Below are 25,324 nucleotides of genomic sequence, written 5' to 3'. Positions count from 1 at the left end.
TGGCGCGGGTCAGCGGACGTCGTAGACGAGGACGGGGGTGCCGTCGGCGCGCAGCAGCTCCAGCCGGACCAGCTCCGCGTCGGTGAACCGGGTCGCGCCGGTGATCCGCAGGTCGTCGCCGGGAGCGGCGAGCCAGGAACCGATCTGCTCCGTCGCGCCGTCCGGGCCGTGCGCCACCAGCCGGAAGGTGTACGCCTTGGCGTAGCCGGCCTTCGCGTCGTACCCGCAGCGCATCCGCACCTCGGTGCCCCAGTCGGTGCCGTTGAGGGCGATCTCGGCGTGCACCGGCACCGCGCCGGCGACCGGCTGCATGGCGACCATCCGCACCTCGACCGGGGTCGGGCCGGCCGCCTCCCGGGGCAGCAGGGCGGCGGTGCCGACGCCGACGACCAGGGCCGCCACGGCGGCTGCGAGCGCCGTGAGGGCGTACCGGCGGCGGGTGGCCGACCGGTCGCGGCGGCGGCGCTCCCGCGCGGCGGCGAGCAGTTCGGGCACCCGGGGGTTCTCCGGTGGCGGCAGGAACTGCTCCAGCCCCGCCGGGTCGAGCCGGCCGAGCAGCCCGGGCAGGACGGCGATCTCGGCGACCGCCTCCCGGCAGGCGACGCAGCCGGGGAGGTGCCGCTCGTAGGCCACCCGGTCGGCGGGAGCCAGCGCACCCAGCACGTACGCGCCGTCGTCGTGCGCGAACTCGCACCGGGTCATTCCGTCACCCCCATCTCGGCCAGGACCAACCGTAGTGAGCGCAGGGCGTAGTGGGTCCGGGACTTGACCGTGCCGGGCGGCACGCCCAGCCGGGAGGCCGCCTCCGCCACCGACCGCCCCTGGTAGAAGCACTCGACCAGCACCTCCCGGTGGGTGGGGCTGAGCCGGTTCAGCGCCTCGGCGACGGTCCACGCCTCCACCGCGCGTTCCGCCTCGTCCACGGCCTCGGGAGGCTCGGGCAGCTCGTCGGTGTAGACCTCGCCGACCCGGGCGGAGCGGCGCCGCCAGGCGTCGATGGCCAGGTTGCGGGCGGTGGTGAAGAGCCAGGACCGGATCGAGCCCCGCGTCGGGTCGAGCGCCTCCGGGTGCCGCCAGGCCCGCAGCAGCGTCTCCTGCACCAGGTCCTCGGCCCGCTGCCGGTCGCCGTTGACCAGCCGCAGGGCGTGCGCGTACAGCGCCTCCGCGTGCTCGTCGTGCAGCGCGCGGAGCAGTTGGGCGTCGTGGTCGCTGATGGCGGGTCTCCTCGCTGTCGGCGCGAGTCCGGCGGTGGCGTTCGCACGGGAATACGTGCCGCCGCCCCGAACGGTTCAGCCGCAGGTCACCGTGGCACCCCTGGCCGAGGTGTTCACGCCCGGTTCTGGCGGGGCACGGCGACGGACGGCTCGTCCGCGCCCGATCCGGCCCCGGTGCCGGCGAAACCGGCGTGCGGCGGTCCGGTCCGGCCGGCCGGCCGCTGGTCGGCGGGCGGGACGAGGAAGGCCGGCCGGCGGGCGTTCGTGAGCCACCGCAGCGCCCACTCGACCGGGCCGTAGCGGAACCGGCGCAGCCAGAGCGCGCTCACGACCAACTGGACCGCGAACACCGCCAGGGCGAAGGCGACGAGCGCCAGCGGGGAGAACGTGCCGGCGAGCCCGAAGCCGATGCCGGTGAAGGCGACCAAGCCGGCCACCGACTGGCCCAGGTAGTTGGTGAGGGCCATCCGGCCGGCCGGTGCGAGCGCGGCCCGGACCGCCGCCGTGCGCGGGTTGTGCATGATCCGCAGTAGCGTCGCCACGTACGCGGCGGCCAGCATCGGCGCCGTCGCGACGCTCGCCGCGACCCCGAGGGAGTTGTCGTTGCCGCCGCTGGCGGTGTACACGACCGAGCCGAGCAGCCCGATCGGGAAACCGACCCACTGGATCCGGCGCAGCACCGGCTCGCCGCCGGTGACCCGGGCCAGCCACTGCCGGCGCCCGGCGACCATGCCGACCAGGAACATGCCCAGCGCGGTCGGGCCCTGCATGGACGCCGCCTGGACGAGCAGCAGCGGCAGGCCGGCGAGGTGCCCCTCGATGACGGCCCCCCAGCCGCCGAGCAACGCCCGCGTCGTCTCCGCACCGTTGGCCAGCGCCTCGGCCTCCCCGGGCAGGAACGCCGAGCGGTCCACGAACAGTGCGCCGGCGACCCCGCTGAGCACCACGAGGGCGTAGAGGGCCACCGCGATCCGGATCGCCGTGCGGTCCCGCACGTCGCGCAGCAGGAGCAGCACCAGGCACGCCACCGCGTACGTGACGAGCACGTCACCGCCGTAGAGGAAGACGGTGTGCAGGGCGCCGATGACGAGGAGCCCGGCGATCCGGCGGAGCATGCGCGCCGAGAAGGCCGCGCCGGCCCGGCGCGCCGCCGCCATCTGAAGCGTGAAGCTGTACCCGAAGAGGAACGAGAAGAGCACGTAGAACTTCATGTCGACGAACACGGCGGAGAGCACGCGCACGGCGTGGTCGAGCCCCGAGTCGAAGTCGGGGTCGGTCACCAGGTTCCCCGGATAGCCGGAGGCCATGAAGGTGACGTTGACGACGAATATCCCGAACAGTGCGAATCCCCGGACCGCGTCGACGTCGAGCACCCGCCGCATCGAACCCTGTGTAGTCACAATCCACCCTCTTCGCGTTCTGCGTATGAGATACAGAGTACGTGATACAGAGTTATCGAGATCTAGAGTGAGCACAAGACCCCCGGGCGGAGGACGAGGAGATTTCGACGTGGCGCAACAGCCGCTGCCCCCCGTGGTGGCCCGCATGTGGGGCCGCGAGGCAATCCCTCGGCACGGCCCTCGACCCAGCCTCGACCTGGGCCGGATCGTCGACGCCGCGATCCGGATCGCCGACCGCGAGGGCCTGGAGGGGGTGAAGATGAGCAGCGTCGCAGGTGAAGTCAGGGTGGCGACGATGTCCCTGTACCGCTACGTCGGCAGCAAGGACGAGCTGTTGATCGTGATGGCGGACGCTGCCGCACCCGAGCCACCCGTCCTCGACGGACAGCCGTGGCGCGACTACCTGACCGACTGGACCCGGGCCCACCGGGACTTCCTGCTCGCCCGGCCCTGGCTGCTGGCGCTCGGCCAGCACACCCCGCCCGCCGGGCCACGGGCGCTGCGGTGGCTCGACCGCGCGCTCGCCGCGCTCGCCGGCACCGGGCTCGGTCACGGCGAGCGGCTCAACATCGTGACCACCCTGACCGGCTACGCCACCCGGCAGGCGTCCCTGGCCCACGCTCTCAACAGCGCGGCCGGCGCCGCCGAGGACGGCTCGATCTCCGGGCTGGCCGACTACGGCCACGTCCTCGCCCAGGTCGTCGACCCGGACGGCTACCCGGAGCTGGCCGCCGCCCTGCGCGCGAACGCGTTCGGCGCCGCCGAGCAATGGATCGACGACGCCGACTTCACCTTCGGGCTCGACCTGCTCCTCGACGGCATCCAGGCGCTCGTCGCGCGGCAGGGCCCGGCTGGGGGCGTCCCGGGGATCGGGTAGGTGAGATGGCGGTCTCCTCGCTGTCGGCGCGAGTCCGGCGATGCGCTCGCACGGGAATACATGCCGCCGTCCCGATCGGTTCAGCCGCAGGTCACCGCAGGAGTCCGGCCGAGGTGTTCACGCCCGGTTCACACCGTCGCCGACGGTCGCTCACCGCGCCCTCCTAGCGTCCGGCGGGTACGCACGCCAGCGGCTGGTCCGGCGTGCACCGACCCCCATCAGGAGGCTCCTTCCATGAGCGACCGTCCCCGGCTGCTCCCGTTGCTGGGCGCCACCCGCCACGGCAGCCGCGACGCCATGACCTGTCTCTACCGGTGCGGCAACGCGTGCGACCACCCGGTGCCCAACATGTCCGACAACGCGTACTTCGGGGACGTGGTGAACGCGGAGGTGTCCCGGCGCGGCGTGGTCCGGGCCGGCGCGGTCGGCGCGCTGGTCCTCGGCTTCGGCGGCGCGGTGGCCGGCGGCGCCCCCGCCGCGGCGGCCCCCGCCACCCCCGTGGTCCCCGGTGCCGCCGGCTTCGGCCGCCCCGACGGCGGCGTCGGCAGCGGCGCGCTGACCTTCAAGCCCGTCCCGCCGAACACCCTCGACAGCCTCGTCGTGCCCAACGGGTACGACCACGCGGTCGTCCTGCGCTGGGGCGACCCGGTGGTGCCGGGCGCCCCCGAGTTCGACGTGCGCGCCCAGAGCGCCGCCGCGCAGGCCGGGCAGTTCGGCTACAACAACGACTTCGTCGGGGTGCTGCCGCTGGACGGGCGGAAGCGTGCCCTGCTCGTGGTCAACCACGAGTACACCAACGAGGACCTGATGTTCCCCGGCTTCACCAGCCAGGACGCGCTGAGCGTCGAGCAGCTGCGGATCGCGATGGCCGCGCACGGCATGTCCGTGGTGGAGCTGGAGCGGGTCGACGGCACCGGGCAGTGGCGGCCGGTCACCAAGGGCCGGCGGCCGTACAACCGGCGGGTCACGGCGCTGGCCACGAAGTTCGAGCTGACGGGGCCGGCCGCCGGCTCGGCCCACCTGCGGACGGCCGCCGACCCGAAGGGCCGTACGGTCGTCGGCACGCTGAACAACTGCGCCGGCGGGGTGACCCCGTGGGGCACCGTGCTCTCCGGCGAGGAGAACTTCAACCAGTACTTCGTCGGCGGCGACGCGGTGGCCGAGGAGGTCAAGCCGAAGCTGGCCCGGTACGGCATCACCACCACCACCCGCTACCCGAGCGGCAGCCGGAAGTGGGAGCGCGCCGACGAGCGGTTCGACCTGGCGAAGCACCCGAACGAGGCCAACCGGCACGGCTGGATCGTCGAGATCGACCCGTACGACCCGGAGAGCCGCCCGCGCAAGCACACCGCGCTGGGCCGGTTCAAGCACGAGGGCGCGAACGTCATCGTCGCCAGGAGCGGGCACGTGGTCGCGTACATGGGCGACGACGAGCGGTTCGACTACCTGTACAAGTTCGTCTCCGACAAGAAGTTCATGAAGGGCAACTCCTGGGTGGCCCGCCGGCACAACCTGACCCTGCTGGAGTCGGGCACCCTCTACGTCGCCGAGCTGAAGCAGAGCAGCGCCGGCGAGATCGACGGTTCCGGCAAGCTCCCCTCCGACGGGGCGTTCGACGGCCGGGGCCGGTGGATCAAACTGGTCAGCGGCAACCGCTCGTACGTCGACGGGATGACGGCCGCCGACGTGCTCACCTTCACCCGGCTGGCCGGCGACAAGGTCGGCGCGACCAAGATGGACCGCCCGGAGGATGTCGAGCCGAGCCTGCTCACCGGCAAGGTGTACGTGGCGCTGACCAACAACACCGACCGGGGCAGGGCCGGCAAGCCGGCCGCCGACGAGGCGAACCCGCGCAACTCGAACAAGCACGGTCAGGTGCTGGAGCTGGTCGAGGACCGTGGCGACAACGCGGGCGAGACGTTCGCCTGGTCGCTGCCGATCGTCGCCGGTGACCCGGCGGACCCGTCGACCTTCTTCGCCGGGTACGACAAGACGAAGGTCTCCCCGATCTCCTGCCCGGACAACGTGGCGTTCGACGCCACCGGGAACCTCTGGATCTCCACGGACGGCAACGCGCTGGGCAGCAACGACGGCCTCTTCGCCACCGCCGTCGAGGGGCCGGAGCGGGGCCACCTGAAGCAGTTCCTCACCGTGCCGGTGGGCGCGGAGGCCTGCGGTCCGTTCATCACCGGGGACAACCGCTCGGTCTTCGTGGCGGTGCAGCACCCGGGCGAGCTGAGCGGCGCCTCGGTCGAGAAGCCGGCCTCGAACTGGCCGGACGGCGACTACGCCAAGCCGGGCGTGGTGGTCGCCTGGCGCCTGGACGGCGGGCCGATCGGCAGCTGACCACCCGTCGGGCGGTCCGCCGCCGGACCGCCGCCGTGGCCCTCTCCCAGCCGGGGAGAGGGCCACGGTCGTCGCGGCCCGATGCGGCCGGCAGGACCCGCGAGCCTGCCCCGGCGGCCGGGTCAGCTGTCGGCGGCCAGGCCGTCGGCGATCGTCCGGGCGACGGTGAGCAGCTTCGCCCGGACCACGCGGGCGGAGGTCATCATCTCGCCGGCCGGCAGCGCGCAGGCCAGCACGACCCGGCGCTCCATGTCCTTGTCGGGGCTGACCAGCACCGCGGCGCAGGCCACGCCCTGCCGGAACTGCCCCAGCTCCAGCTGCATGCCCCGCCGGTCCCCGGCGGCCAGGTCGACCTCGAACGCCTCGGAGGTGGTCAGGGTGGCGGAGGTGAAGGGACGCATGCCGTAGTCGCGCAGGTAGCGGAAGCGCTGCTCGGCGGTCATCGTGGCGAGCAGCGCCTTGCCGAGGGCGGTCGCGTGCGCTCCCTCGTCGAACCCGGGCACCAGGTCCTCCAGGTACGGCGAGCGGGGGCCCTCGGCCACGGCCGTGACCGCCACCTGGCCGCCCACGAACCGGCCGAGGTAGTGGCTGTAGCCGGTGTCCATGGCGGCCCGGCGCAGGCTCTCCCCGACCGCGGGCGGCCCCCGGAACGCCGTCACCAGCTCGCGGTAGCGGTCGGCCACCTCCAGGCCCACGATGTACGTGCCGTCCTCGCGACGGATCACGTAGCCCTCGTAGGCCAGGGTGCGGACCAGGTGGTAGGTCGTCGCCACGGTCAGCTCGCAGCGCCGGGCGATCTGTTTGACGGTGAGCCCCTTCGGGGCGCGACCGACCGACTCGAGCACTCGTAGCGCGCGGGACACGCTCCGGATGAGATCCGAAGGTTCCGCCAAGGGGTCGCGCACAACCACCTCCGCCGCCGGGGACTTACACCATATGAAAAACAGGCCCAGTTCGAAATGCCCGTTCGGTGGAGGATGCCAGATCGTCATGAACGTCGCGTTGCTCAACAGGCACGTTCCGTGACGAAAACCCCGCTCGCGTAGGTTTGCCGGACCATGACCGACATCGCGCTCCAGCCCGCCCCGGGCATCGCCCCGCCCCGGCCCGGGCGGGCCGTGACCGGGGCCGTCGCCGTCACCATCGCCTGCGTCCTGCCGGTCTTCCTGCTCGGCGGGCTCGCCGTGCAGATGGGCGAGGACCTCGGCTTCTCGCCGGCCGGGCTGGGCCTGGCCGTGTCGGTCTACTTCGGCGTGGGGGCGCTGGCCTCGGTGCCGTCCGGCGTCCTCGCCGAGCGGCACGGGCCGACCGTGGTGGCCCGTGCCGGCATCCTGCTCTCCGCCGCCTGCCTGCTGGCCGTGGCGGGGCTGGCCCGGTCGTACCCGGTCCTGCTCGGTCTGCTCGCGCTCGCCGGCACCGCCAACGCCCTCGGTCAGCTCGCCAGCAACGCCACGCTCGCCCGGCACGTGCCGACCCGCAGGCAGGGGTTGTCGTTCGGGGTCAAGCAGGCCGCCGTCCCCGTCGCCACCCTGCTGGCCGGGGCGGCGGTGCCGACCGTGGCGCTGACGGCCGGCTGGCGCTGGGCGTTCGTCGTGGCCGCCGGCGGGGCCCTGGCGGCGTTGCCGGCCGTACCCGCGCGGGAGCCGCGCCCCGCCCGGACGGCCGCACCCACCCGCGGCGGCCGCGCCACCGCGGCCCTGGTGGTGGTCGGGGCCGCCGGGACGTTCGCCGCGGCCGCCGCGAACGCGCTCGGCACCTTCGTCGTCGACTCCTCCGCCGACCGGGGGCTGTCACCCGGGCTGGCCGGGCTGACCCTGACGCTGGGCAGCGCGGTCTGCGTGGCGGCCCGGGTCGTCCTCGGCTGGCTCGCGGACCGTCGCGCCAGCGGGCACGTCGCCCTCATCGCCGGCATGCTCGTGGTCGGCGCGGCCGGGCTCGGCCTGCTCGCGACGGCCGGGTCGGTGCCGCTGGTGGCCGGCGTGCTGCTCGGCTTCGGCCTGGGCTGGGCGTGGCCGGGCCTGATGACCTTCGCGGTGGTCCGGCTGCACCCGCAGGCCCCGGCCGCCGCCACCTCGGTCACCCAGACCGGGGTGTACGCGGGCGGTTGCCTCGGCCCGCTCGGCCTCGGTGCCGTGGCCGCGCACGCCGGCTACCCGGTGATGTGGCTCGTGGCCGCCGGGTCGATGCTGCTGGCCGCCGCCCTGATGCTCGCCGGCAGCCGCCTGCTAGCCCGCCGCTAGCGGGTCGGGCGTCAGCTGGTGCGGTCGGCGATGTAGTCGCAGAGGGATTCGAGGGCGCGGCGGGCCGGGCCCTGCGGGAGCGGCGAGAGCTGCTCCCGGGCGTCCTCGGCGTAGCTGCGGACCGTCTCCCGGGCCCGCTTGAGCGCCGGGCTCTCGCGCAGCAGGCCGAGTGCCTCGGCGTGCAGGTCGTCGTCGGTCAGCGGCCCGGTCGCCAGGATCTCCCGCAGCCGCACCGAGGCGGCGTCGGCGTCGTCCGAGCCGAGCGCGTAGAGCACCGGCAGGGTCGGCACGCCCTCGCGCAGGTCGGTGCCGGGCGTCTTGCCCGACTCCACCGACTCCGAGGCGATGTCGAGCAGGTCGTCGGAGAGCTGGAAGGCCACGCCGATGGTCTCGCCGTAGCCCGCCAGCGCCTCGGTGTGCTCCGGGGCGGCACCGCCGAACATGCCGCCGAAGCGGGCCGACGTGGCGATCAGCGAACCGGTCTTGCCCGCGATCACGTCGAGGTAGTGGGCCACCGGGTCGTCGCCAGGGCGGGGGCCGACGGTCTCGGCGATCTGGCCGTGCACCAGCCGCGCGAAGGTGCGCGCCTGGAGGCGTACGGCCTCGATGCCCAGGTCGGCGGCGATGTCGGCGGCGCGGGCGAAGAGGTAGTCGCCGACGAGGATGGCGACCGAGTTGGTCCACCGGGAGTTGGCGCTCGGCGCCCCCCGGCGCACGGCGGCCTCGTCCATCACGTCGTCGTGGTAGAGCGTCGCCAGGTGGGTGAGCTCCATCACCACGGCGGCCGGCACGACCTGCGGCCCCGTGGGATCGCCGAACTGGGCGCCCAACGCCACCAGCAGCGGGCGGAACCGCTTGCCGCCGGCCTCCACGAGGTGCCGGGCGGCCTCCGTCACGAACGGGTCGGCGCTGGCCACGCTCGCCCGCAGCTCGGACTCGACGCCCTCCAGCAGGCCCAGCACGGACGCCTCGACGCGGGGATCGGCGAGATAGAGGCCGAGCGCGCCGAACTGACTCGTGCTCACCCTGGTCCGACGGCCGCCGGACCCGGAGGCACCTGAACGCTCGCCAGCCGGATTCACCACGCCATCAACCATGCCACACCCCTGCGACCTGCCCTGGACGGGGGATACGGCGCGGGGGCCGGCACGCCGTGGCGTACCGGCCCCCGCGGGCGTGGGCGTCGGTCATCTGACAAATTCGGCGGCGCCGGTGGCCAGGTCGAGCAGCGGCGCGGGCGCCACACCGAGCACCAGCGTGGCGAGCACGCCGATCATCAGCGCGGCCGAGGTCAGCCCGCCGGGCACCGCGACGGTCGGCGTCGACTCGCCGGGCTCGGAGAGCCACATCATCACCACGACCCGCAGGTACGGGAAGGCCAGCACCATGCTGGTCAGCACGCCGGCGATCACCAGCCACGCCTGCCCGCCCTCGAGCGCCGGGCCGAAGACCGCGAACTTGCTCGTGAAGCCGCTGGTCAGCGGGATTCCGGCGAAGGCCAGCAGGATGAAGGTGAAGATCCCCGCGTAGAACGGCGAGCGCCGGCCCAGCCCGGCCCAACGGGACAGGTGGGTGGCCTCCCCGTCGGCGTCGCGCACCAGGGTCACCACGGCGAACGCGGCGAGCACCGAGAAGCCGTACGCGACCAGGTAGAACATCGTCCCGGAGATCCCGTCGGCGCCCGGCGCCAGCACGCCGACCAGCAGGTAACCGGCGTTGGCGATGGAGGAGTACGCCAGCAGCCGCTTGATGTCGGTCTGCGTGACGGCCAGCACCGCGCCGACCAGCATGGTCAGCACCGCCACGACGCCGAGGACCGGGGTGAAGTCCCACCGGGCCCCGTCGAACGCGACGTGGAACACCCGCAGCAGGGCGCCGAACGCGGCGACCTTCGTGCAGGCGGCCATGAGACCGGTGACCGGGGTCGGCGCGCCCTGGTAGACGTCCGGGGTCCAGACGTGGAAGGGGGCCGCCGCCGCCTTGAAGAGCAGCCCGATGGCGAGCAGCGCCATGCCGGCGAAGAGCAGCACCGGGCTGGCCGGGGAGTTCTCGACCGCGGCGTCGATGGTGGCGAAGTCGACACCCGCCTGCCGGCCCGGGATGCCCGCCGTGAAGCCGTAGATCAGGGCCACGCCGAACAGGAAGAAGGCCGAGGCGTACGCGCCGAGCATGAAGTACTTCAGCGCGGCCTCCTGGCTCAGCAGCCGCCGGCGGCGGGCCAGCGCGCAGAGCAGGTAGAGCGGCAGCGAGAAGACCTCGAGCGCGATGAACATGGTCAGCAGGTCGTTCGCCGCCACGAAGATCAGCATGCCGCCGATCGCGAACGTGGTCAGCGGGTAGACCTCGGTGAGGCCGTTCTTGCCCTCGGCCTGCCGCCGGTCGTCGGCCGACTCGGCGGTGACGGCGGCCTGGGCGACGAACGCCCCGCCCCGCTCCACCGAACGCTCGCCGATGAGCAGCAGCGCCATCGCGGCGAGGACCAGGATCGCGCCCTGGAGGAAGAGCGTCGGCCCGTCCACCGCGATCGCCCCGCCGATCGTGATCTTCCGCTCGTCGGCCGCCAGCACCACCATGGTCAGCGCGGCGAGCACCGCCAGCAGGGCCATCGACAGCTGGACCACGTGCCGGAGCCGGCGGGGCACGAACGCCTCGACCAGCACGCCCAGCAGGGCGGCACCCAGCATGATCAGGGTCGGAGCGAGCGCCGCGTAGTCGATCGACGGCAACTTGAGCTCAGTCACTGCGCAAACCTCTCGTTCGCGACTGCGGGGCTCACTCGCTCCGCTCGTTCACTCCTCGCGCTCACCGCTGCCGGCCTTTCGTTCGCGACTGCGGGGCTCGCAAGCTCACTCCTCGCGCTCACTTTGCCGCCTCCTGGACGGTGCCGCCCGAGGTCGGGGCGGGGTCGGTCCGGCCGACGTCCTGCATGGTCGCCTGCACGGCCGGGTTGATCACATCGGTGACCGGCTTCGGGTAGAAGCCGAGCAGCACGATCAGCGCGATCAGCGGCGCGACCACGAACTTCTCGCGCAGGTTCAGGTCACGCTTCATGCCGTCGATCTGGGTGAGCGCCGGGTTGAGCGTGCCCTGGGTGGTGCGCTGCACCATCCACAGCACGTACGCGGCGGCCAGGATGATGCCGAGCGTCGCGATCACCGCGACCGGCTTGTTCACCGTGAACGTGCCGATCAGCACCAGGAACTCGGAGACGAACGGCGCGGTGCCGGGCAGCGCGAGCGAGGCCAGACCGGCGAAGAAGAGCACCCCGGCCAGGATCGGCACCAGCTTGCCGGCGCCGCCGAAGTCGCTGATCAGCGCCGAGCCCCGCCGGGCGATGAGCATGCCCACCACGAGGAAGAGCAGGCCGGTGGCGAGCCCGTGGTTGACCATGTAGAGCACCGCGCCGGTGCCGGCCTGGGTGGTGAAGGCGAAGATGCCCACCCCGATGAAGCCGAAGTGCGCGATCGAGGTGTACGACACCAGCCGCTTCAGGTCGTTCTGGCCGACCGCCAGCAGCGCGGCGTAGATGATGCCGATCACGCCGAGCGCCAGCGCCCACGGGGCGAACCACTTGGCCGCGTCCGGGAACAGCGGCAGGCAGTAGCGCAGGATGCCGAAGGTGCCGACCTTGTCGAGCACGCCGACGAGCAGCGCCGCCGCACCCGCCGGGGCCGCGCCACCGGCGTCCGGCAGCCAGGTGTGGAACGGGAAGAACGGCGCCTTGATCGCGAACGCGAGGAAGAAGCCGAGGAACAGCCAGCGCTCCGTGCCGGTGGAGATGTCCACCTGGGACAGCGCCTGCCAGTCGAAGGTCTTCCCGCCGACGACCCAGAGGCCGATCACCGCGGCGAGCATGAACAGACCGCCGACCAGCGAGTAGAGGAAGAACTTCACGGCCGCGTACTGCCGCTGGTGGCCGCCGTAGCTGCCGATGAGGAAGTACATCGGCACCAGCATGACCTCGAAGAACACGTAGAACAGGAAGACGTCGGCGGCGGCGAAGACGCCGATCATCGTGCACTCGAGGACGAGCAGCAGGGCGAAGTAGACCGGCACCGACCGCTTGGACGACTCGGCGTCGTGCCACGACGCCAGGATCACCAGCGGTACGAGCACCGCGATCAGCATCAGCATCACCAGCGCGATGCCGTCGGCGGCGAAGGTGAAGCTGACGCCCCAGTTCGGAATCCAGGTGTAGGACTCACGGAACTGGAAGCGGTCGCCACCAACCTCGAAGGTCACCCACATGACCACCGACAGCACCAGCACCAGCAGCGACCAGCCGAGCGCCACCTGCTTGGCCAGCTCGGGCCGGCTGCGCGGCAGGAAGGCCACCACCAGGGCGCCGACCAGCGGTGCCACGGTGAGCACCGAGAGGAACGGGAAGTCGGACATTATGCGGCCTTACCTCCGTCGTCACTGCGCGGTCCGCCGGAGACGGCCGCCTGGAAGAGGTCGATCACGCCAGCCACCCCGCCTCGACGGCCAGGAACGCCGCCAGGACCAGCAGCGCGCCGGTCAGGATCGAGGTGGCGTACGACCGGACGAAGCCCGTCTGGAGCCGCCGGAGTCGACCCGAGCCGCCACCGATCCCCGCCGCGAGGCCGTTGACCAGCCCGTCGATGCCCCGGTTGTCGAGGTAGACCAGTGCCCGGGTGAGGAAGATGCCCGGCTTCTCGAAGATCGCCTCGTTGACCGCGTCCGTGTAGAGGTTGCGGCGGGCGGCGGTGACCAGCACCCCGGCCGGCTGCGGCGCGGTGGCCGTGCCGCCCCGGAACAGGAACCAGGCCAGCCCGGCACCGAGCACGGTGACCAGGATCGACAGGATCGTGATCACGGTGTGCGAGAGCACCGCGTGGTGCTCCCCCTCTGCCGCACCGAGCCCGGCCGTGGCGGTGAGCCAGTCCGGCACCGAGGTGGAGAGCAGCCAACCCGCCCCCACCGAGCCGACCGCCAGCAGGATCAGCGGGATGGTCATCAGCTTCGGCGACTCGTGCGGGTGTCCGATGTCCTCGGTCCAGCGCTTCGGCCCGTGGAAGGTGAGCACGAAGAGCCGGGTCATGTAGAACGCGGTCAGTCCGGCACCGAGCAGGGCCGCGCCGCCGAAGAGCCAGGCGGTCCAGTCCTCCCGCTCGAACGCCGCCACGATGATCGGCTCCTTGGAGAAGAAGCCGGACAGCGGCGGGATGCCGATGATCGCGAGCCAGCCCGTCATGAAGGTGATCCAGGTGACCTTCATGTACTTCGACAGCCCACCGAACCGGCGGATGTCGACCTGGTCGTTCATGCCGTGCATGACCGAGCCGGCGCCGAGGAACATGTTGGCCTTGAAGAAGCCGTGCGCCAGCAGGTGCACGATCGCCAGCGCGTAGGCGCCGCCGCCGAGGCCGACGCCGAGGAACATGTAGCCGATCTGGCTGACCGTCGACCAGGCCAGCACCCGCTTGATGTCGTCCTTGGCCGCGCCGATGATGCAGCCGATCAGCAGCGTCAGCGCGCCGACGCTCACCACCACCAGCTGGAGCGTGGAGTTGGCCGAGAAGATCGGGTTCGAGCGGGCGATCAGGTAGACGCCGGCGGTGACCATGGTCGCGGCGTGGATGAGCGCCGACACGGGGGTCGGGCCCTCCATCGCGTCCGGCAGCCACGCCTGGAGCGGGAACTGGCCGGACTTGCCGGTCGCGCCGAGCAGCAGCAGCAGGCCGAGCACCAGCACCGTGGTCGCGGTCAGCGAGCCGACCCCGTTGAAGACCTCGTCGTACTGGGTGGTGCCGAGGCTGGCGAACATGATGAAGATGCCGATCGCCAGGCCGGCGTCGCCGACCCGGTTCATCAGGAACGCCTTCTTGCCGGCGGTGGCGGCGCTGGGCCGCTCGTACCAGAAGGAGATCAGCAGGTACGACGCCAGACCGACGCCCTCCCAGCCGAAGTAGAGCATCACGTAGTTGTTGCCGAGCACCAGCAGCAGCATGGCCGCGACGAACAGGTTGAAGTAGGCGAAGAACCGCCGACGTCCCGCGTCGTGCGCCATGTACTCGACCGCGTAGAGGTGGATCAGGAAGCCCACCCCGGTGATCAGCAGTACGAAGACGGCGGCCAGCGGGTCGAAGAGCAGACCGAAGTCCACCCGCAGGTCGCCGACCGTGATGAAGTCCCACAGGCTCAGCTCGACCGACTTGTTCTCCAGGCCACGCAGCTGGAGGAAGTAGGTCAGGCCCAGCACGAACGCGGCGCCGATGGCGGCCACCCCGAGCCAGTGCCCCCAGCGGTCCGCCCGCCGGCCGAGCAGCAGCAGGACCGCCGCGCTGAGCAGCGGAATCGCCACCAGCAGCCAGACGCTGCCCAGCAGCCCGTCCGCCGTCGCGTAGGCGACGGTGCCCACCGGCTCAGCCGGGGCGTTCGTCAGAATCGTTCCCACCGCAGGACCCCTCAGTACTTCAGCAGGTTGGCGTCGTCGACACTCGCGGAGCGTCGGGTCCGGAAGATCGCCATGATGATCGCGAGCCCGACCACGACCTCGGCCGCCGCCACCACCATCACGAAGAACGCCATGATCTGGCCGTTGAGGTCACCGTTGATCCGGCTGAAGGTGACCAGCGTCAGGTTGGCCGCGTTGAGCATCAGCTCGATGCACATGAACAGCACGATCGCGTTGCGCCGGATGAGCACACCGACCGCGCCGATGGTGAAGAGCACCGCGGCCAGCACCAGGTAGTAGTCCGGCGTCACTTTTCCGTCCCCTTCAGGGTGGTCTCCCGGTCGTCGAGCTCGCGCACCGGCAGGATCTCCGGGGTGCTCCGCTCGGTCAGCCGGCCGTCCGGCAGGCGGGCCGGGGTGGCCACGGAGGAGGAGGTCGCGTAGACGCCCGGGCCGGGCTTCGGGCCCGGGTAGTTGCCCGGGGCGAAGCGCGCCCGCATCGTCTTCGGCTGGTCCAGCCTGTCCTCCTTGCGCCGCTCGATGTGGGCCAGGACCATCGCGCCGATGGCGGCCGTGATGAGCAGCGCCGAGGTGAGCTCGAACGCGAAGACGTACTTGGTGAAGAGCAGTCGGGCGATGCCCTGCACGTTGCCCTCGGCGTTGGCCTGCTCCAGGCCGACCGCCGTGGTGCCCTCCAGCGCGCGCCACAGCCCGCCGCCGGCCAGGCCGGCGAAGCCGAGCCCGAGCACCACCGCCGCGACCCGTTGGCCGCGCAGCGTCTCGATCAGCGAGTCCGAGGCGTCGCGACCCACCAGCATCAGCACGAACAGGAAGAGCATCATGATCGCGCCGGTGTAGACGATGATCTGCACCATGCCGATGAACGGCCCGGCCTGGAGGACGTAGAAGACGCCCAGGCAGAGCATCGTCAGCACCAGCCAGAGGGCCGAGTGCACGGCGTTGCGCGCCGCGACCATCCCGATCGCGCCGATCAGCGCCAGCGGGGCCAGGATGTAGAAGGTCACCTGCTCCCCGCCGGAGACCTCGCCCGCCGCGGCGAGCACCGTCTGCGTGGTCATGCTCCGTCTCCCTTGGCGGCTGCCGCCCGCTGGGCGTGCTGCTCGGCACCCGGGAAGGTCACACCGGGGTGCTCCTCCACCTGGTACCGGCCCGGGTTGTTGGCCGAGTGCTCCGCGCCGGCCGAGGTGCCCGGGTTGGTCAGCGCGCCGACGTAGTAGTCCTTCTCGCTGTCGCCGAGTCGCATCGGGTGCGGCGGCTGCTCCATGCCCGGCAGCAGCGGCGCGAGCAGCTGTTCCTTCGTGAAGATCAGATCCTGCCGGCTGTCCCGGGCCAGCTCGTACTCGTTGCTCATGGTGAGCGAACGGGTCGGGCAGGCCTCGATGCAGAGCCCGCAGAAGATGCAGCGGGCGTAGTTGATCTGGTAGATGCTGGCGTACCGCTCACCCGGCGAGAAGCGCTGCTCGTCGGTGTTGTCGCCGCCCTCGACGTAGATCGCGTCCGCCGGGCAGGCCCAGGCGCACAGCTCGCAGCCGATGCACTTCTCCAGCCCGTCCGGGTGCCGGTTGAGGATGTGCCGCCCGTGGTAGCGCGGCGCCGACACCGGCGGCTTGAACGGGTAGTCGGTGGTGACGACCTTCTTGAACATGTGCGAGAAGGTGACACCGAATCCCTTGAACGTTCCGGTGATCGCGCCCACGTCACACCTCCCTGGAGTCCGGGCCGGCGGCGATGTTGGCCGGCTCCCGCTCGGCGACCACGCGCCTCGTGCGCGGGCTCGGTGGTACCTGCAGGTCCATCGGGGGCAGCGGGAAGCTGCCGTGCGGCCGGTCGTTGACCTGCTCCTGGACCGTCGGCTTCGGCTGCTGCTTCCGGCTCGGCCAGAGCAGCGTGGCGAGCAGCAGGATGCCGGCGGGGATGCCGACGGCGATCAGCTTGCTGCGCGAGTCCCAGTCCTCGATCGAGCGCAGGCCGGCCAGGACCAGGATCCAGACCAGGTTGATCGGGAGCAGGACCTTCCAGCCGAAGCGCATGAACTGGTCGTAGCGCAGCCGGGGCAGGGTGCCCCGCAGCCAGACGAAGACGAACACCAGCATGACGACCTTGCCGAAGAACCACAGCATCGGCCACCAGCCGGAGTTGGCGCCCGCCCAGATGCTGGTGATCGGCCACGGCGCGTGCCAGCCGCCGAGGAAGAGCGTCACGGTGAAGGCCGACATGGTCACCATCGCGACGTACTCGCTGAGCATGAAGAGCGCGAACTTCAGCGAGCTGTACTCCGTCTGGAAGCCCGCCACCAGCTCCGACTCCGCCTCGGGCAGGTCGAACGGCGCCCGGTTCGTCTCACCGACGATGGCGATGAAGAACATGATGAAGCTGGGGAGCAGCAGGAGCGCGTACCAGCCGGGGGCCGGAACCTCGAAGCCCCCGATGCTCAGCCGGGTGCCGTCACCCTGGGCGGCGACGATCCCGCTGGTCGACATGGTGCCGGCGGTCATGAAGACCGCGACGACGCTCAGGCCCATCGTGACCTCGTACGAGACCAGCTGGGCGGCGGATCGCAGGCCGCCGAGCAGCGGGTACGTGGAGCCGCTGGCCCAGCCGCCGAGCACGATGCCGTACACGGCCAGCGAGGAGAGGGCCAGCACCACCAGCACCGCCACCGGCACGTCGGTGACCTGTAGCGGCGTCCGGTGCCCGAAGATGCTGACCATCGGCCCGAACGGGATCACCGACAGCGCGGTGATCGCGCAGACCACCGAGATCACCGGGGCGAAGAAGAAGACGACCTTGTCGGCGGTCCGCGGGAGGAGGTCCTCCTTGAAGGCGAGCTTCAGGCCGTCGGCGAGGGTCTGCAGCAGACCGAACGGGCCGGCCTGGTTGGGGCCGGGCCGCACGGCCATGCGGCCCACGACCCGGCGCTCGAACCAGACGCCGAGCAGCGTGGCCAGCACGGCGACGACGAACGCGAAGACGATCTTGCCGAGGACCAGCCACCAGGGATCCCGGCCGAAGTCGGCCAGCGTCGGATCCTGGGCCAGGTAGACCGCGTTCACTGCTGTACACCCCCTGCGTTGAGGAGCGGGCCCGGGCGGTCCGCCGCGTCGGCGGCGACCGCGGCGGCGGAGATCCGCACGAGCGCTCCGGACGTCGCGCCGAGGCTGCGTCGCACAGTCGAGCCGGGCGAGTTGGTCGGCAGCCAGACGACGCCGTCCGGCATCTCGGTGATCGCCGCCGGCAGGGTCAGCGCCCCCCGGTCGGTGCCCACCGTCACCGGATCGCCGTCGGCGACGCCGAGCGCCTCCGCGGTGCCCTTGCCCAGCCGGACCACCGGCGGGCGGGCGGTGCCGGCGAGGTGCTCGTCGCCGTCGGTGAGGCTGCCCAGGTCGACCAGCTGGTGCCAGGTGGCGAGCACCGCCTCACCGGCGCCCGGCTCCCGCACCGTGGCCGGCTCCACCGACGGGGCGGCGGGACGGTCGGTCCGGGTCCGCGGCAGCGCGCCCAGCTCGCGGCGGACGCTGAGCACGTCACCGGTGCCGAGCTGCACGTCGAGCTGCGCGGCGAGCGCGTCCAGCACGCGGCCGTCGGTCATCGCGGCGGTGCGCAGCACCGCCTCGAAGGTGCGCAGCCGGCCCTCCCAGTCAAGGAAGCTGCCGGCCTTCTCGACCACCGGGGCGACGGGGAAGACCACGTCGGCCCGCCGGGCCACCGCGCTCATCCGCAGCTCCAGGCTGACCAGGAACGGCACCTCGTCCAGGGCCTTCTCGGCCAGCCGCGGGTCGGCCAGGTCGGCCGGGTCGACCCCGGCCACCACCAGCGCGCCGAGCTGACCGCCGGCGGCGGCGGCGAGGATCGCGTCGGTGTCCCGGCCGGCCTGGCTCGGGATCACCCCGGCGGGGATGTCCCACGCCTCACCCAGCTCGGCCCGGGCGGCCGGCTCGTTGACCAGGCGGCCACCGGGAAGCAGGTTGGGCAGGCAGCCCGCGTCGACCGCGCCGCGGTCACCCGCGCGCCGCGGCACCCAGGCCAGCTTCGCGCCGGTACGCCGGGCCACGTCGGCCGCCGCGGAGAGGCCGCCCGGCACGCTGGCCAGCCGCTCGCCGACGATCAGGATCGCGCCCTCGGCGCTGAGCGCCTCGGCCACCGTCGCGTGCTCGGCGAGCACGGTCGCCTCCTCGCCCGGCACCACCCGGGCCAGCTTGGCCCCGAGCTTCTCCAGGCCGCGGGTGGCGAACGGCGCGATCGCGTAGACCGTCAGCTTCTTCTTCAGGTACGCCTTGCGCAGCCGCAGGAAGAGGATCGGGCACTCCTCCTCCGGCTCCAGCCCGACCAGCACCACGGCCGGCGCCTTCTCCACGTCGGCGTACGTGACGTCGGTGGTCCCGGCGACCGAGCTGGCCAGGAAGTCCGTCTCCTCGCGGGAGACCGGCCGGGCCCGGAAGTCGACGTCGTTGGTGTTGAGCGCGACCCGGGCGAACTTCGCGTACGCGTAGGCGTCCTCGACGGTCAGCCGACCGCCGGTGAGCACCGCCGTGCCCCGCCCGCCGTCCCGCGCCGCGCGCAGCCCCTCGGCGGCGACGGCCAGCGCCTCGCTCCACGCCGCCTCACGCAGCTCGCCGGTCTGCGGGTCGCGGACCAGCGGGGTGGTGAGCCGGTCGAAGGCGCGGGTGTACTGGAAGCCCCACCGTCCCTTGTCGCAGTTCCACTCCTCGTTCACCGCCGGGTCGTCGCCGGCCAGCCGGCGCAGCACCTTGCCCCGCCGCCAGTCGGTGCGCTGGGCGCACCCGGCCGAGCAGTGCTCGCAGACGCTCGGGGAGGAGACCAGGTCGAACGGCCGAGCCCGGAACCGGTACTGGGTGCCGGTCAGCGCGCCGACCGGGCAGATCTGCACCGTGTTCCCGGAGAAGTACGAGTTGAACGGCACGTCCCCGGATTCGTCGGCGGCCGAGCCGGGGCAGCCCGCGCCCGTCTCGACGCCGTAGTCCTCGTCCCGGTAGATGTTGATCTCCTCGGCGGACGACCGGCCCATCAGGTCGATGAACTTGTCGCCGGCGATCTCCTCGGAGAACCGGGTGCAGCGCTGGCAGAGCACGCAGCGCTCGCGGTCGAGCAGCACCTGCGTGCTGATCGGCAGCGGCTTCGGGTACTCCCGCTTGTGCTCGTGGAACCGCGAGTCGGAGCGTCCGGTGGACATCGCCTGGTTCTGCAGCGGGCACTCGCCGCCCTTGTCGCACATCGGGCAGTCGAGCGGGTGGTTCAGCAGCAGCAGCTCCATGACCCCCTCCTGCGCCTTCTTGGCGACCGGGGAGGTGAGCTGGGTGCGTACGACCATGCCGTCGGCGACGGTCTGGGTGCAGGAGGCGACGGGCTTGCGCTGCCCCTCCACCTCGACCAGGCACTGGCGGCACGCGCCGGCCGGGGCCAGCAGCGGGTGGTCGCAGAACCGGGGGATCTCGGTGCCCAGCTGCTCGGCGACCCGGATCAGGAGCGCCCCCTTCGGGGCGGTGACCTCGACGCCGTCGATGGTGAGCGTGACGGTCTCGGTCTGCTTCGCTACGTCGGTCACAGTGCTTGCCTTTCGCTCGCGACTGCGGGGCTCGCTCCGCTCACTCCTCGCGCTCGCATCAGTGCGCTCCCACTAGCTGCTTGTCCGACAGCCTCGGCGCGGTACGTCCCTCGATGTAGTCGAGGTAGTCCTGCTTGAAGTACTTCAGCGACGAGGTCACCGAGCTGGTCGCGCCGTCACCCAGGCCGCAGAACGAGCGGCCGAGGATGTTGTCGCAGGTGTCCAGCAGGGTGTCCAGGTCCTCGTGGGTGCCCTGACCGGCGAGGATCCGCCGGTAGACCCGGACCATCCAGTAGTTGCCCTCGCGGCACGGGGTGCACTTGCCGCACGACTCGTGGTGGTAGAACTCCAGCCACCGGTAGGTCGCGTAGACCGGGCAGTCCTGGTCGGAGAAGATCTGGGTGGCCGTGGTGCCGAGGATCGAGCCGGCCGCCGCCACCCCCTCGAAGTCCAGCGGCACGTCCAGGTGCTCGGCGGTGAGCAGCGGCGTCGACGAGCCACCCGGCGTCCAGAACCTCAGGTTGTGACCGGGCTGCATGCCGCCGGCCAGCTCGATCAGCTCCCGCAGGGTGACGCCCATGCCGCACTCGAACTGACCGGGGTTGGCGATCCGGCCGGAGAGCGAGTAGATCATCGGGCCGGACGACTTCTCCGTGCCCATGGTCTTCCACCAGTCGGCGCCGCCCAGCACGATGTAGGGGACGCTGGCGATGGTGCCGACGTTGTTGACCACCGTCGGGCTCGCGTACAGGCCGTGGGTGGCCGGGAACGGCGGGCGCAGCCGGGGCTGGCCCCGGAAGCCCTCCAGCGAGTCCAGCAGCGCGGTCTCCTCGCCGCAGATGTACGCCCCGGCGCCCGAGTGCACCACCAGCTCCAGGTCGTACCCGGAGCCGAGGATGTTCCGGCCCAGGTAGCCCTTGGCGGTCGCCTCCCGCACGGCGTTGCGCAGCCGGCGCGCGGCGTGCACCGCCTCGCCCCGGATGTAGATGTAGGCGCGGCTGGCCCGGATCGCGTACGACGCGATGATCACGCCCTCGACGAGGGCGTGCGGGTCGTGCGTCATCAGCGGGAGGTCCTTGCAGGTGCCCGGCTCCCCCTCGTCGGCGTTGACGACGAGGTAGTGCGGCTTGCCGTCGCCCTGCGGGATGAACCCCCACTTGAGACCGGTCGGGAAGCCGGCGCCGCCGCGACCGCGCAGGCCGGAGTCCTTGATCAGCTGGATCAGGTCGTCCGGGTGCGCCTTGAGCGCCTTGCGCAGGGCCGCGTAGCCGTCGAGCTTCTCGTAGGTCCCGATCCGCCAGGCGTCCGGCGAGAGCCAGCGCTTGGTGAGTACCGGCGTCAGCTTGGCCAGGGTCTCCGGCCGGGGAGTGGTCACTTCTGGACCCCCGTCTCGCTCGCGACGGCGGAGCCCGCGCCACCGGCGCCCGCCTCGGCTTCCTTGAGGTTGCGCTGCTGCGCACCGGCCTCGTCGCCGGCGGGCTTGCCGTCGCCGGCCGGCGCGTTGGCCGCCGCCCCGGCGGCCTCCGCCTCCTGCGCGTCGCGGGGAGCCGGCGGGGCGCCGTCCACCGGAACCTTGGTGCCCGGGGCGTCCGGCACGGCGGTCGCCGCGTCGGGCTGCCGGGTCTCGGCGGTACGCACCTCGGGCGACTTGGCGTCCGGCGCCTTGACGTCACGGGTGGTGCTGCCGGCCGCCTCGGCGGCGGGGGCGGGCTCGCCGGTGCCCGTGGCGGGCCGGGTGCCGTTGCCGCTCGGGGCCGGCGCGGCCTTGGCCGGCGCCGGCTTCGCGGCCTCGCTCCTGGCCTTCGCCTCGGCGGCGGCCTTGTCGGCCTCGGCCTTGCTGCGGATCGGGGTGTTCGGGTCGAAGCCCGGCACCGAGATGCCGTGCTCCTGCGCCAGCCGCAGCCCCCGCAGGGTGGGCTCCCCCGGGCCGCCGTCGGCGACCGCGCCCTCCCGCTCGTCGGCGAAGCCGGCGAGCTGCACCGCCATCTCCTTGAGGGTGCAGAGCCGGGCGCCCCGGGTCGGCATCGGCCGGCCACCGGCGCGCAGCTCGTCGACGACACCGCGCGCGGTCTGCGGGTCCACCCCGTCGAAGAAGTCGTAGTTGACGGTCATCACCGGGCCGTAGTCGCACGCCGCCAGGCACTCGGCGTGCTCCAGGGTGATCTTCCCGTCGGCGGTGGTCTCGTCGTGCCCCACGCCGAGGTGCTCGGCGAGGGTGTCGTAGACCTCCTGGCCGCCGAGCACGTTGCACATCGTGTTGGTGCAGACACTCACCAGGTAGTCGCCGGTCGGCCGGCGCTTGTACATCGTGTAGAAGGTGGCGACCGCCCCGACCTGGGCCTTGTTCAGGCCCAGCACCTCGGCGCAGAACGCCACACCGGCCGGGGAGACGTAGCCCTCCTCGGACTGCACCAGGTGCAGCAGCGGCAGCAGCGCCGACCGGGACCGGTCGGCCGGATAGCGGGCGATGATCTCCCGCGCCCGCTCCCTGGTCTCGTCAGTGAAAACACTCATCGGTCACAACCACCCATCACGGGGTCCAGCGAGGCGCCACCGGCGATCACGTCGGCGATCAGGCCGCCCTCGGCCATCGCCGGGAGCGCCTGGAGGTTGACGAAGCTCGGCTCCCGGTAGTGCACCCGGTAGGGCCGGGTGCCACCGTCGGAGACGGCGTGCACGCCCAGCTCGCCGCGGGGCGACTCGATGCCGACGTAGACCTGGCCCGGCGGCACCCGGAAGCCCTCAGTGACGAGCTTGAAGTGGTGGATAAGCGACTCCATCGACTGACCCATGATCTTCGCGACGTGCTCCAGCGAGTTGCCCATGCCGTCGACGCCGATGGCGAGCTGCGCCGGCCAGGCGATCTTCTTGTCGGCCACCATCACCGGGCCCGGCTTGAGCCGGTCCAACGCCTGCTCGACGAGCTTGAGCGACTCCCGGATCTCGGCGAGCCGGACCAGGTAGCGGCCCCACACGTCGCCGTCGGTGTGCGTCGGCACGTCGAACTCGTACGTCTCGTAGCCGCAGTACGGCATGGTCTTGCGCAGGTCCCAGGCGAGGCCGGCCGAACGCAGCACCGGGCCGGTCACGCCGAGCGCGAGGCAGCCCGTCACGTCGAGCACCGCGACGTTCTTGGTCCGCTCGAGCCAGATGGGCTGCCCGGAGAGGAGGTTCTCGTACTCCTTGAGCCGCTTCGGCAGCAGCTTCAGGAACTCGCGGATCTTGACGATCGCCTCGTCCGGCACGTCCTGGGCCACGCCGCCCGGCCGCACGTACGCGTGGTTCATCCGCAGGCCGGTGATGATCTCGAAGATCTCCAGGATGTACTCACGCTCGCGGAAGCCGTAGAGCATCATGTTGATGGCGCCCAGCTCCATGGCGGTGGTGGCCACCCAGACCAGGTGCGAGGAGATCCGGTTCAGCTCCATCATCAGCACCCGGATGGTGTTCGCCCGCTCGGTGATCTGGTCGGAGATCCCGAGCAACTTCTCCACCGCCAGCGCGTACCCGGTCTCGTTGAAGATCGGGGCGAGGTAGTCCATCCGGGTCACGAAGGTGCTGCCCTGGACCCAGTTGCGGTATTCGAGGTTCTTCTCGATGCCGGTGTGCAGGTAGCCGACGACCGAGCGGGCCTCGCGGACCGTCTCGCCCTCCAGCTCCAGGATCAGCCGGAGCACGCCGTGCGTCGACGGGTGCTGCGGACCCATGTTGACGACGATCCGCTCGTCGTTGATCGGGTCGGCCCCCGAGACGACGCTGTCCCAGTCGCCACCGGTGACGGTGAAGACCTTCCCCTCGGTGGTGTCGCGCTCGGTGGCGTAGTTCGACGTGGTCACTGGTAGGACCTCCTCCGGTCCGGCGGCGGGATCTCAGCGCCCTTGTACTCGACGGGTACGCCGCCGAGCGGGTAGTCCTTGCGCTGCGGGTGCCCCTCCCAGTCGTCCGGCATGAGGATCCGGGTCAGGTTGGGGTGACCGTCGAAGACGATGCCGAACATGTCGTACGCCTCGCGCTCCTGCCAGTCCGCCGTCGGGTAGATCGACGTGACGCTCGGCAGGTGCGGGTCCTCGACGGAGACCGCTGCCTCCAGCCGCACCGTGCGGCGGTAGGTCATCGAGGTGAGCTGGTAGACGACGTGCAGGCGGCGGGCGTCGGCGCCGAGGTAGTCGACCCCGGAGACCGAGGAGCAGAGCTCGAAGCGGAGCGCCATGTCGTCGCGCATCACCTGGCAGACCTCGGCGATCCGCTCCGAGCGGATGTGCAGGGTCAGCTCGCCCCGGTCGACCACGACCTTCTCGACGGCGTCGGCGAAGTCCGGGTACGCCTCCTCCAGCGCGTCGCGGACCTCGTCGAAGTAGCCCCCGTACGGCCGGGGCGCGTCCTCGATGGTCCGGCGCTGGCGGACGAGGCCGCCGAAGCCGGACACGTCGCCGGAGCCCTGGTTGCCGAACATGCCCCGGCCGGCCGGGCTGGCCGGGGGGTACTCGGCGGGTGCGGTGCTGCTGGCGCCGGCCGGCGTGACCGGAACCGGCACGCCGCCGTCGTCTTTCCTGTCCTGAGGCGCGGTCACTTCTGGACACCCCCGTGCTGCAGGTGGTTCTGGGCCTTCATCCAGTTCTCGATCCGCAGCTGCTCCTCGCGACCCTCACGGACCGCCTTGGTCCACTCGGCCCGCCGGGCCTTGTCGCTGCGGTACGACGACGGCATCGAGCCGTAGGGGACGACCGGGACGTCGCCGCGGGCCTTGCGCGCCTCGAGCATCTTGCGGCCGTTCGGGCCGAGCGGCTCGTGCCCGATCTTCTCGCGCAGCTTGAGGACCGCGTCGATGAGCATCTCGGGCCGGGGCGGGCAGCCGGGCAGGTACATGTCGACCGGGACGATGTGGTCGACGCCCTGCACGATGGCGTAGTTGTTGAACATGCCGCCGCTGCTGGCGCACACGCCCATCGAGATGACCCAGCGGGGCTCCGCCATCTGGTCGTAGATCTGGCGCAGCACCGGGGCCATCTTCTGGCTCACCCGGCCGGCCACGATCATCAGGTCGGCCTGCCGGGGCGACGCCCGGAAGACCTCCATGCCCCAGCGGCCCATGTCGTAGTGCGGGCCACCGGCGGCCATCATCTCGATCGCGCAGCAGGCCAGACCGAAGGTGGCCCCCCAGACCGACGTCTTCCGCGACCAGTTGACCAGCTTCTCCACCGAGGTGAGCAGGACACCGGCGGGAAGCTTCTCCTCGATACCCATCT

At 71.9% G+C, this 25,324-nt stretch carries 21 protein-coding genes; 3 read left to right on the top strand and 18 right to left on the bottom strand.

Going from position 1 to position 25,324, the window contains the following annotated elements; genetic code table 11:
• Positions 1-9: 9 nt before the first annotated feature.
• The 3 genes from RM555_RS22860 to RM555_RS22850 form a co-directional block, all read right to left on the bottom strand.
• Entirely contained in the window at positions 10-702 is a 693-nt protein-coding gene (locus RM555_RS22860; RefSeq protein WP_311413657.1) for an anti-sigma factor family protein, read from the bottom strand.
• A complete protein-coding gene (locus RM555_RS22855) occupies positions 699-1,193 on the bottom strand; it encodes a sigma-70 family RNA polymerase sigma factor (RefSeq protein WP_255474788.1) in 495 nt (164 codons plus the stop codon). Before RM555_RS22855 ends, RM555_RS22860 begins: the two co-directional genes overlap by 4 nt.
• A 134-nt stretch (positions 1,194-1,327) precedes the next feature.
• Positions 1,328-2,614, bottom strand: coding sequence for a DUF418 domain-containing protein (locus RM555_RS22850; protein WP_311413656.1), 1,287 nt, complete (start codon positions 2,612-2,614; stop codon positions 1,328-1,330).
• A gap of 109 nt (positions 2,615-2,723) precedes the next feature.
• Between RM555_RS22850 and RM555_RS22845 the strand changes: the two genes are divergently transcribed.
• Positions 2,724-3,491 (top strand): TetR/AcrR family transcriptional regulator, encoded by a 768-nt coding sequence (locus tag RM555_RS22845; protein WP_311413655.1) that lies wholly within the window; start codon positions 2,724-2,726, stop codon positions 3,489-3,491.
• 234 nt (positions 3,492-3,725) lie between these two features.
• The gene (locus RM555_RS22840) at positions 3,726-5,837 is read left to right on the top strand and encodes a PhoX family protein (RefSeq protein WP_311413654.1); all 2,112 of its coding nucleotides are present in this window, start codon (positions 3,726-3,728) and stop codon (positions 5,835-5,837) included.
• A 122-nt stretch (positions 5,838-5,959) separates the two neighbouring features.
• Here the strand turns inward: RM555_RS22840 and RM555_RS22835 are convergent, their stop codons facing one another.
• A complete protein-coding gene (locus RM555_RS22835; protein WP_311413653.1) occupies positions 5,960-6,742 on the bottom strand; it encodes an IclR family transcriptional regulator in 783 nt (260 codons plus the stop codon).
• A gap of 153 nt (positions 6,743-6,895) precedes the next feature.
• Between RM555_RS22835 and RM555_RS22830 the strand changes: the two genes are divergently transcribed.
• Positions 6,896-8,077 carry an MFS transporter gene (locus RM555_RS22830; protein WP_311413652.1) on the top strand — a complete coding sequence of 394 codons (1,182 nt, stop codon included), beginning with the start codon at positions 6,896-6,898 and terminating at the stop codon, positions 8,075-8,077.
• An 11-nt stretch (positions 8,078-8,088) separates the two neighbouring features.
• Here RM555_RS22830 and RM555_RS22825 read toward each other — a convergent pair whose 3' ends face one another.
• The 14 genes from RM555_RS22825 to RM555_RS22760 form a co-directional block, all read right to left on the bottom strand.
• On the bottom strand, positions 8,089-9,174 hold the full coding sequence (locus tag RM555_RS22825) for a polyprenyl synthetase family protein (RefSeq protein ID WP_132232098.1): 1,086 nt from the start codon (positions 9,172-9,174) through the stop codon (positions 8,089-8,091).
• Between the two features lie 90 nt (positions 9,175-9,264).
• On the bottom strand, positions 9,265-10,818 hold the full coding sequence (gene nuoN, locus RM555_RS22820; protein WP_151454893.1) for an NADH-quinone oxidoreductase subunit NuoN: 1,554 nt from the start codon (positions 10,816-10,818) through the stop codon (positions 9,265-9,267).
• Between the two features lie 118 nt (positions 10,819-10,936).
• Positions 10,937-12,472: an NADH-quinone oxidoreductase subunit M gene (locus tag RM555_RS22815; RefSeq protein ID WP_132232102.1), complete on the bottom strand. Its 1,536-nt coding sequence runs from the start codon at positions 12,470-12,472 to the stop codon at positions 10,937-10,939.
• Between the two features lie 64 nt (positions 12,473-12,536).
• Entirely contained in the window at positions 12,537-14,495 is a 1,959-nt protein-coding gene (gene nuoL, locus RM555_RS22810; RefSeq protein ID WP_311413651.1) for an NADH-quinone oxidoreductase subunit L, read from the bottom strand.
• A gap of 11 nt (positions 14,496-14,506) precedes the next feature.
• Positions 14,507-14,806: an NADH-quinone oxidoreductase subunit NuoK gene (gene nuoK / locus RM555_RS22805; RefSeq protein WP_132232104.1), complete on the bottom strand. Its 300-nt coding sequence runs from the start codon at positions 14,804-14,806 to the stop codon at positions 14,507-14,509.
• A complete protein-coding gene (locus RM555_RS22800; RefSeq protein ID WP_311413650.1) occupies positions 14,803-15,573 on the bottom strand; it encodes an NADH-quinone oxidoreductase subunit J in 771 nt (256 codons plus the stop codon). The genes nuoK and RM555_RS22800 overlap by 4 nt, the downstream gene beginning before the upstream one ends.
• On the bottom strand, positions 15,570-16,211 hold the full coding sequence (nuoI, locus tag RM555_RS22795) for an NADH-quinone oxidoreductase subunit NuoI (RefSeq protein WP_121397080.1): 642 nt from the start codon (positions 16,209-16,211) through the stop codon (positions 15,570-15,572). The genes RM555_RS22800 and nuoI overlap by 4 nt, the downstream gene beginning before the upstream one ends.
• A 1-nt stretch (position 16,212) precedes the next feature.
• On the bottom strand, positions 16,213-17,568 hold the full coding sequence (gene nuoH, locus RM555_RS22790) for an NADH-quinone oxidoreductase subunit NuoH (protein ID WP_311413649.1): 1,356 nt from the start codon (positions 17,566-17,568) through the stop codon (positions 16,213-16,215).
• On the bottom strand, positions 17,565-20,078 hold the full coding sequence (locus tag RM555_RS22785) for an NADH-quinone oxidoreductase subunit G (RefSeq protein ID WP_311413648.1): 2,514 nt from the start codon (positions 20,076-20,078) through the stop codon (positions 17,565-17,567). Before RM555_RS22785 ends, nuoH begins: the two co-directional genes overlap by 4 nt.
• 58 nt (positions 20,079-20,136) lie before the next feature.
• A complete protein-coding gene (gene nuoF / locus RM555_RS22780) occupies positions 20,137-21,453 on the bottom strand; it encodes an NADH-quinone oxidoreductase subunit NuoF (RefSeq protein WP_311413647.1) in 1,317 nt (438 codons plus the stop codon).
• Positions 21,450-22,592, bottom strand: coding sequence for an NADH-quinone oxidoreductase subunit NuoE (nuoE, locus tag RM555_RS22775; protein WP_311413646.1), 1,143 nt, complete (start codon positions 22,590-22,592; stop codon positions 21,450-21,452). Before nuoE ends, nuoF begins: the two co-directional genes overlap by 4 nt.
• Complete coding sequence (locus tag RM555_RS22770) at positions 22,589-23,914, bottom strand: NADH-quinone oxidoreductase subunit D (protein WP_311413645.1); 1,326 nt, start codon at positions 23,912-23,914, stop codon at positions 22,589-22,591. Before RM555_RS22770 ends, nuoE begins: the two co-directional genes overlap by 4 nt.
• Positions 23,911-24,648: an NADH-quinone oxidoreductase subunit C gene (locus RM555_RS22765; RefSeq protein ID WP_311413644.1), complete on the bottom strand. Its 738-nt coding sequence runs from the start codon at positions 24,646-24,648 to the stop codon at positions 23,911-23,913. Before RM555_RS22765 ends, RM555_RS22770 begins: the two co-directional genes overlap by 4 nt.
• A complete protein-coding gene (locus RM555_RS22760; protein ID WP_132232122.1) occupies positions 24,645-25,322 on the bottom strand; it encodes a NuoB/complex I 20 kDa subunit family protein in 678 nt (225 codons plus the stop codon). The genes RM555_RS22765 and RM555_RS22760 overlap by 4 nt, the downstream gene beginning before the upstream one ends.
• Between the last annotated feature and the right edge of the window lie 2 nt (positions 25,323-25,324).

This window comes from Micromonospora reichwaldensis (genome assembly GCF_031845925.1).
Lineage (GTDB): Bacteria > Actinomycetota > Actinomycetes > Mycobacteriales > Micromonosporaceae > Micromonospora > Micromonospora reichwaldensis.
Note: the sequence above shows the minus strand (reverse complement) of the source record. Positions and strands in the feature narration are given on the sequence as shown.

Excerpts from the sequence above, each read along its gene's own strand:
- RM555_RS22860 (WP_311413657.1), bottom strand. The coding sequence starts at position 702 with ATGACCCGGTGCGAGTTCGCGCACGACGACGGCGCGTACGTGCTGGGT.
- RM555_RS22840 (WP_311413654.1), top strand. The coding sequence starts at position 3,726 with ATGAGCGACCGTCCCCGGCTGCTCCCGTTGCTGGGCGCCACCCGCCAC.
- RM555_RS22830 (WP_311413652.1), top strand. The coding sequence starts at position 6,896 with ATGACCGACATCGCGCTCCAGCCCGCCCCGGGCATCGCCCCGCCCCGG.
- RM555_RS22825 (WP_132232098.1), bottom strand. The coding sequence starts at position 9,174 with ATGGTTGATGGCGTGGTGAATCCGGCTGGCGAGCGTTCAGGTGCCTCC.
- RM555_RS22815 (WP_132232102.1), bottom strand. The coding sequence starts at position 12,472 with ATGTCCGACTTCCCGTTCCTCTCGGTGCTCACCGTGGCACCGCTGGTC.
- RM555_RS22800 (WP_311413650.1), bottom strand. The coding sequence starts at position 15,573 with ATGACCACGCAGACGGTGCTCGCCGCGGCGGGCGAGGTCTCCGGCGGG.
- nuoE (WP_311413646.1), bottom strand. The coding sequence starts at position 22,592 with ATGAGTGTTTTCACTGACGAGACCAGGGAGCGGGCGCGGGAGATCATC.
- RM555_RS22760 (WP_132232122.1), bottom strand. The coding sequence starts at position 25,322 with ATGGGTATCGAGGAGAAGCTTCCCGCCGGTGTCCTGCTCACCTCGGTG.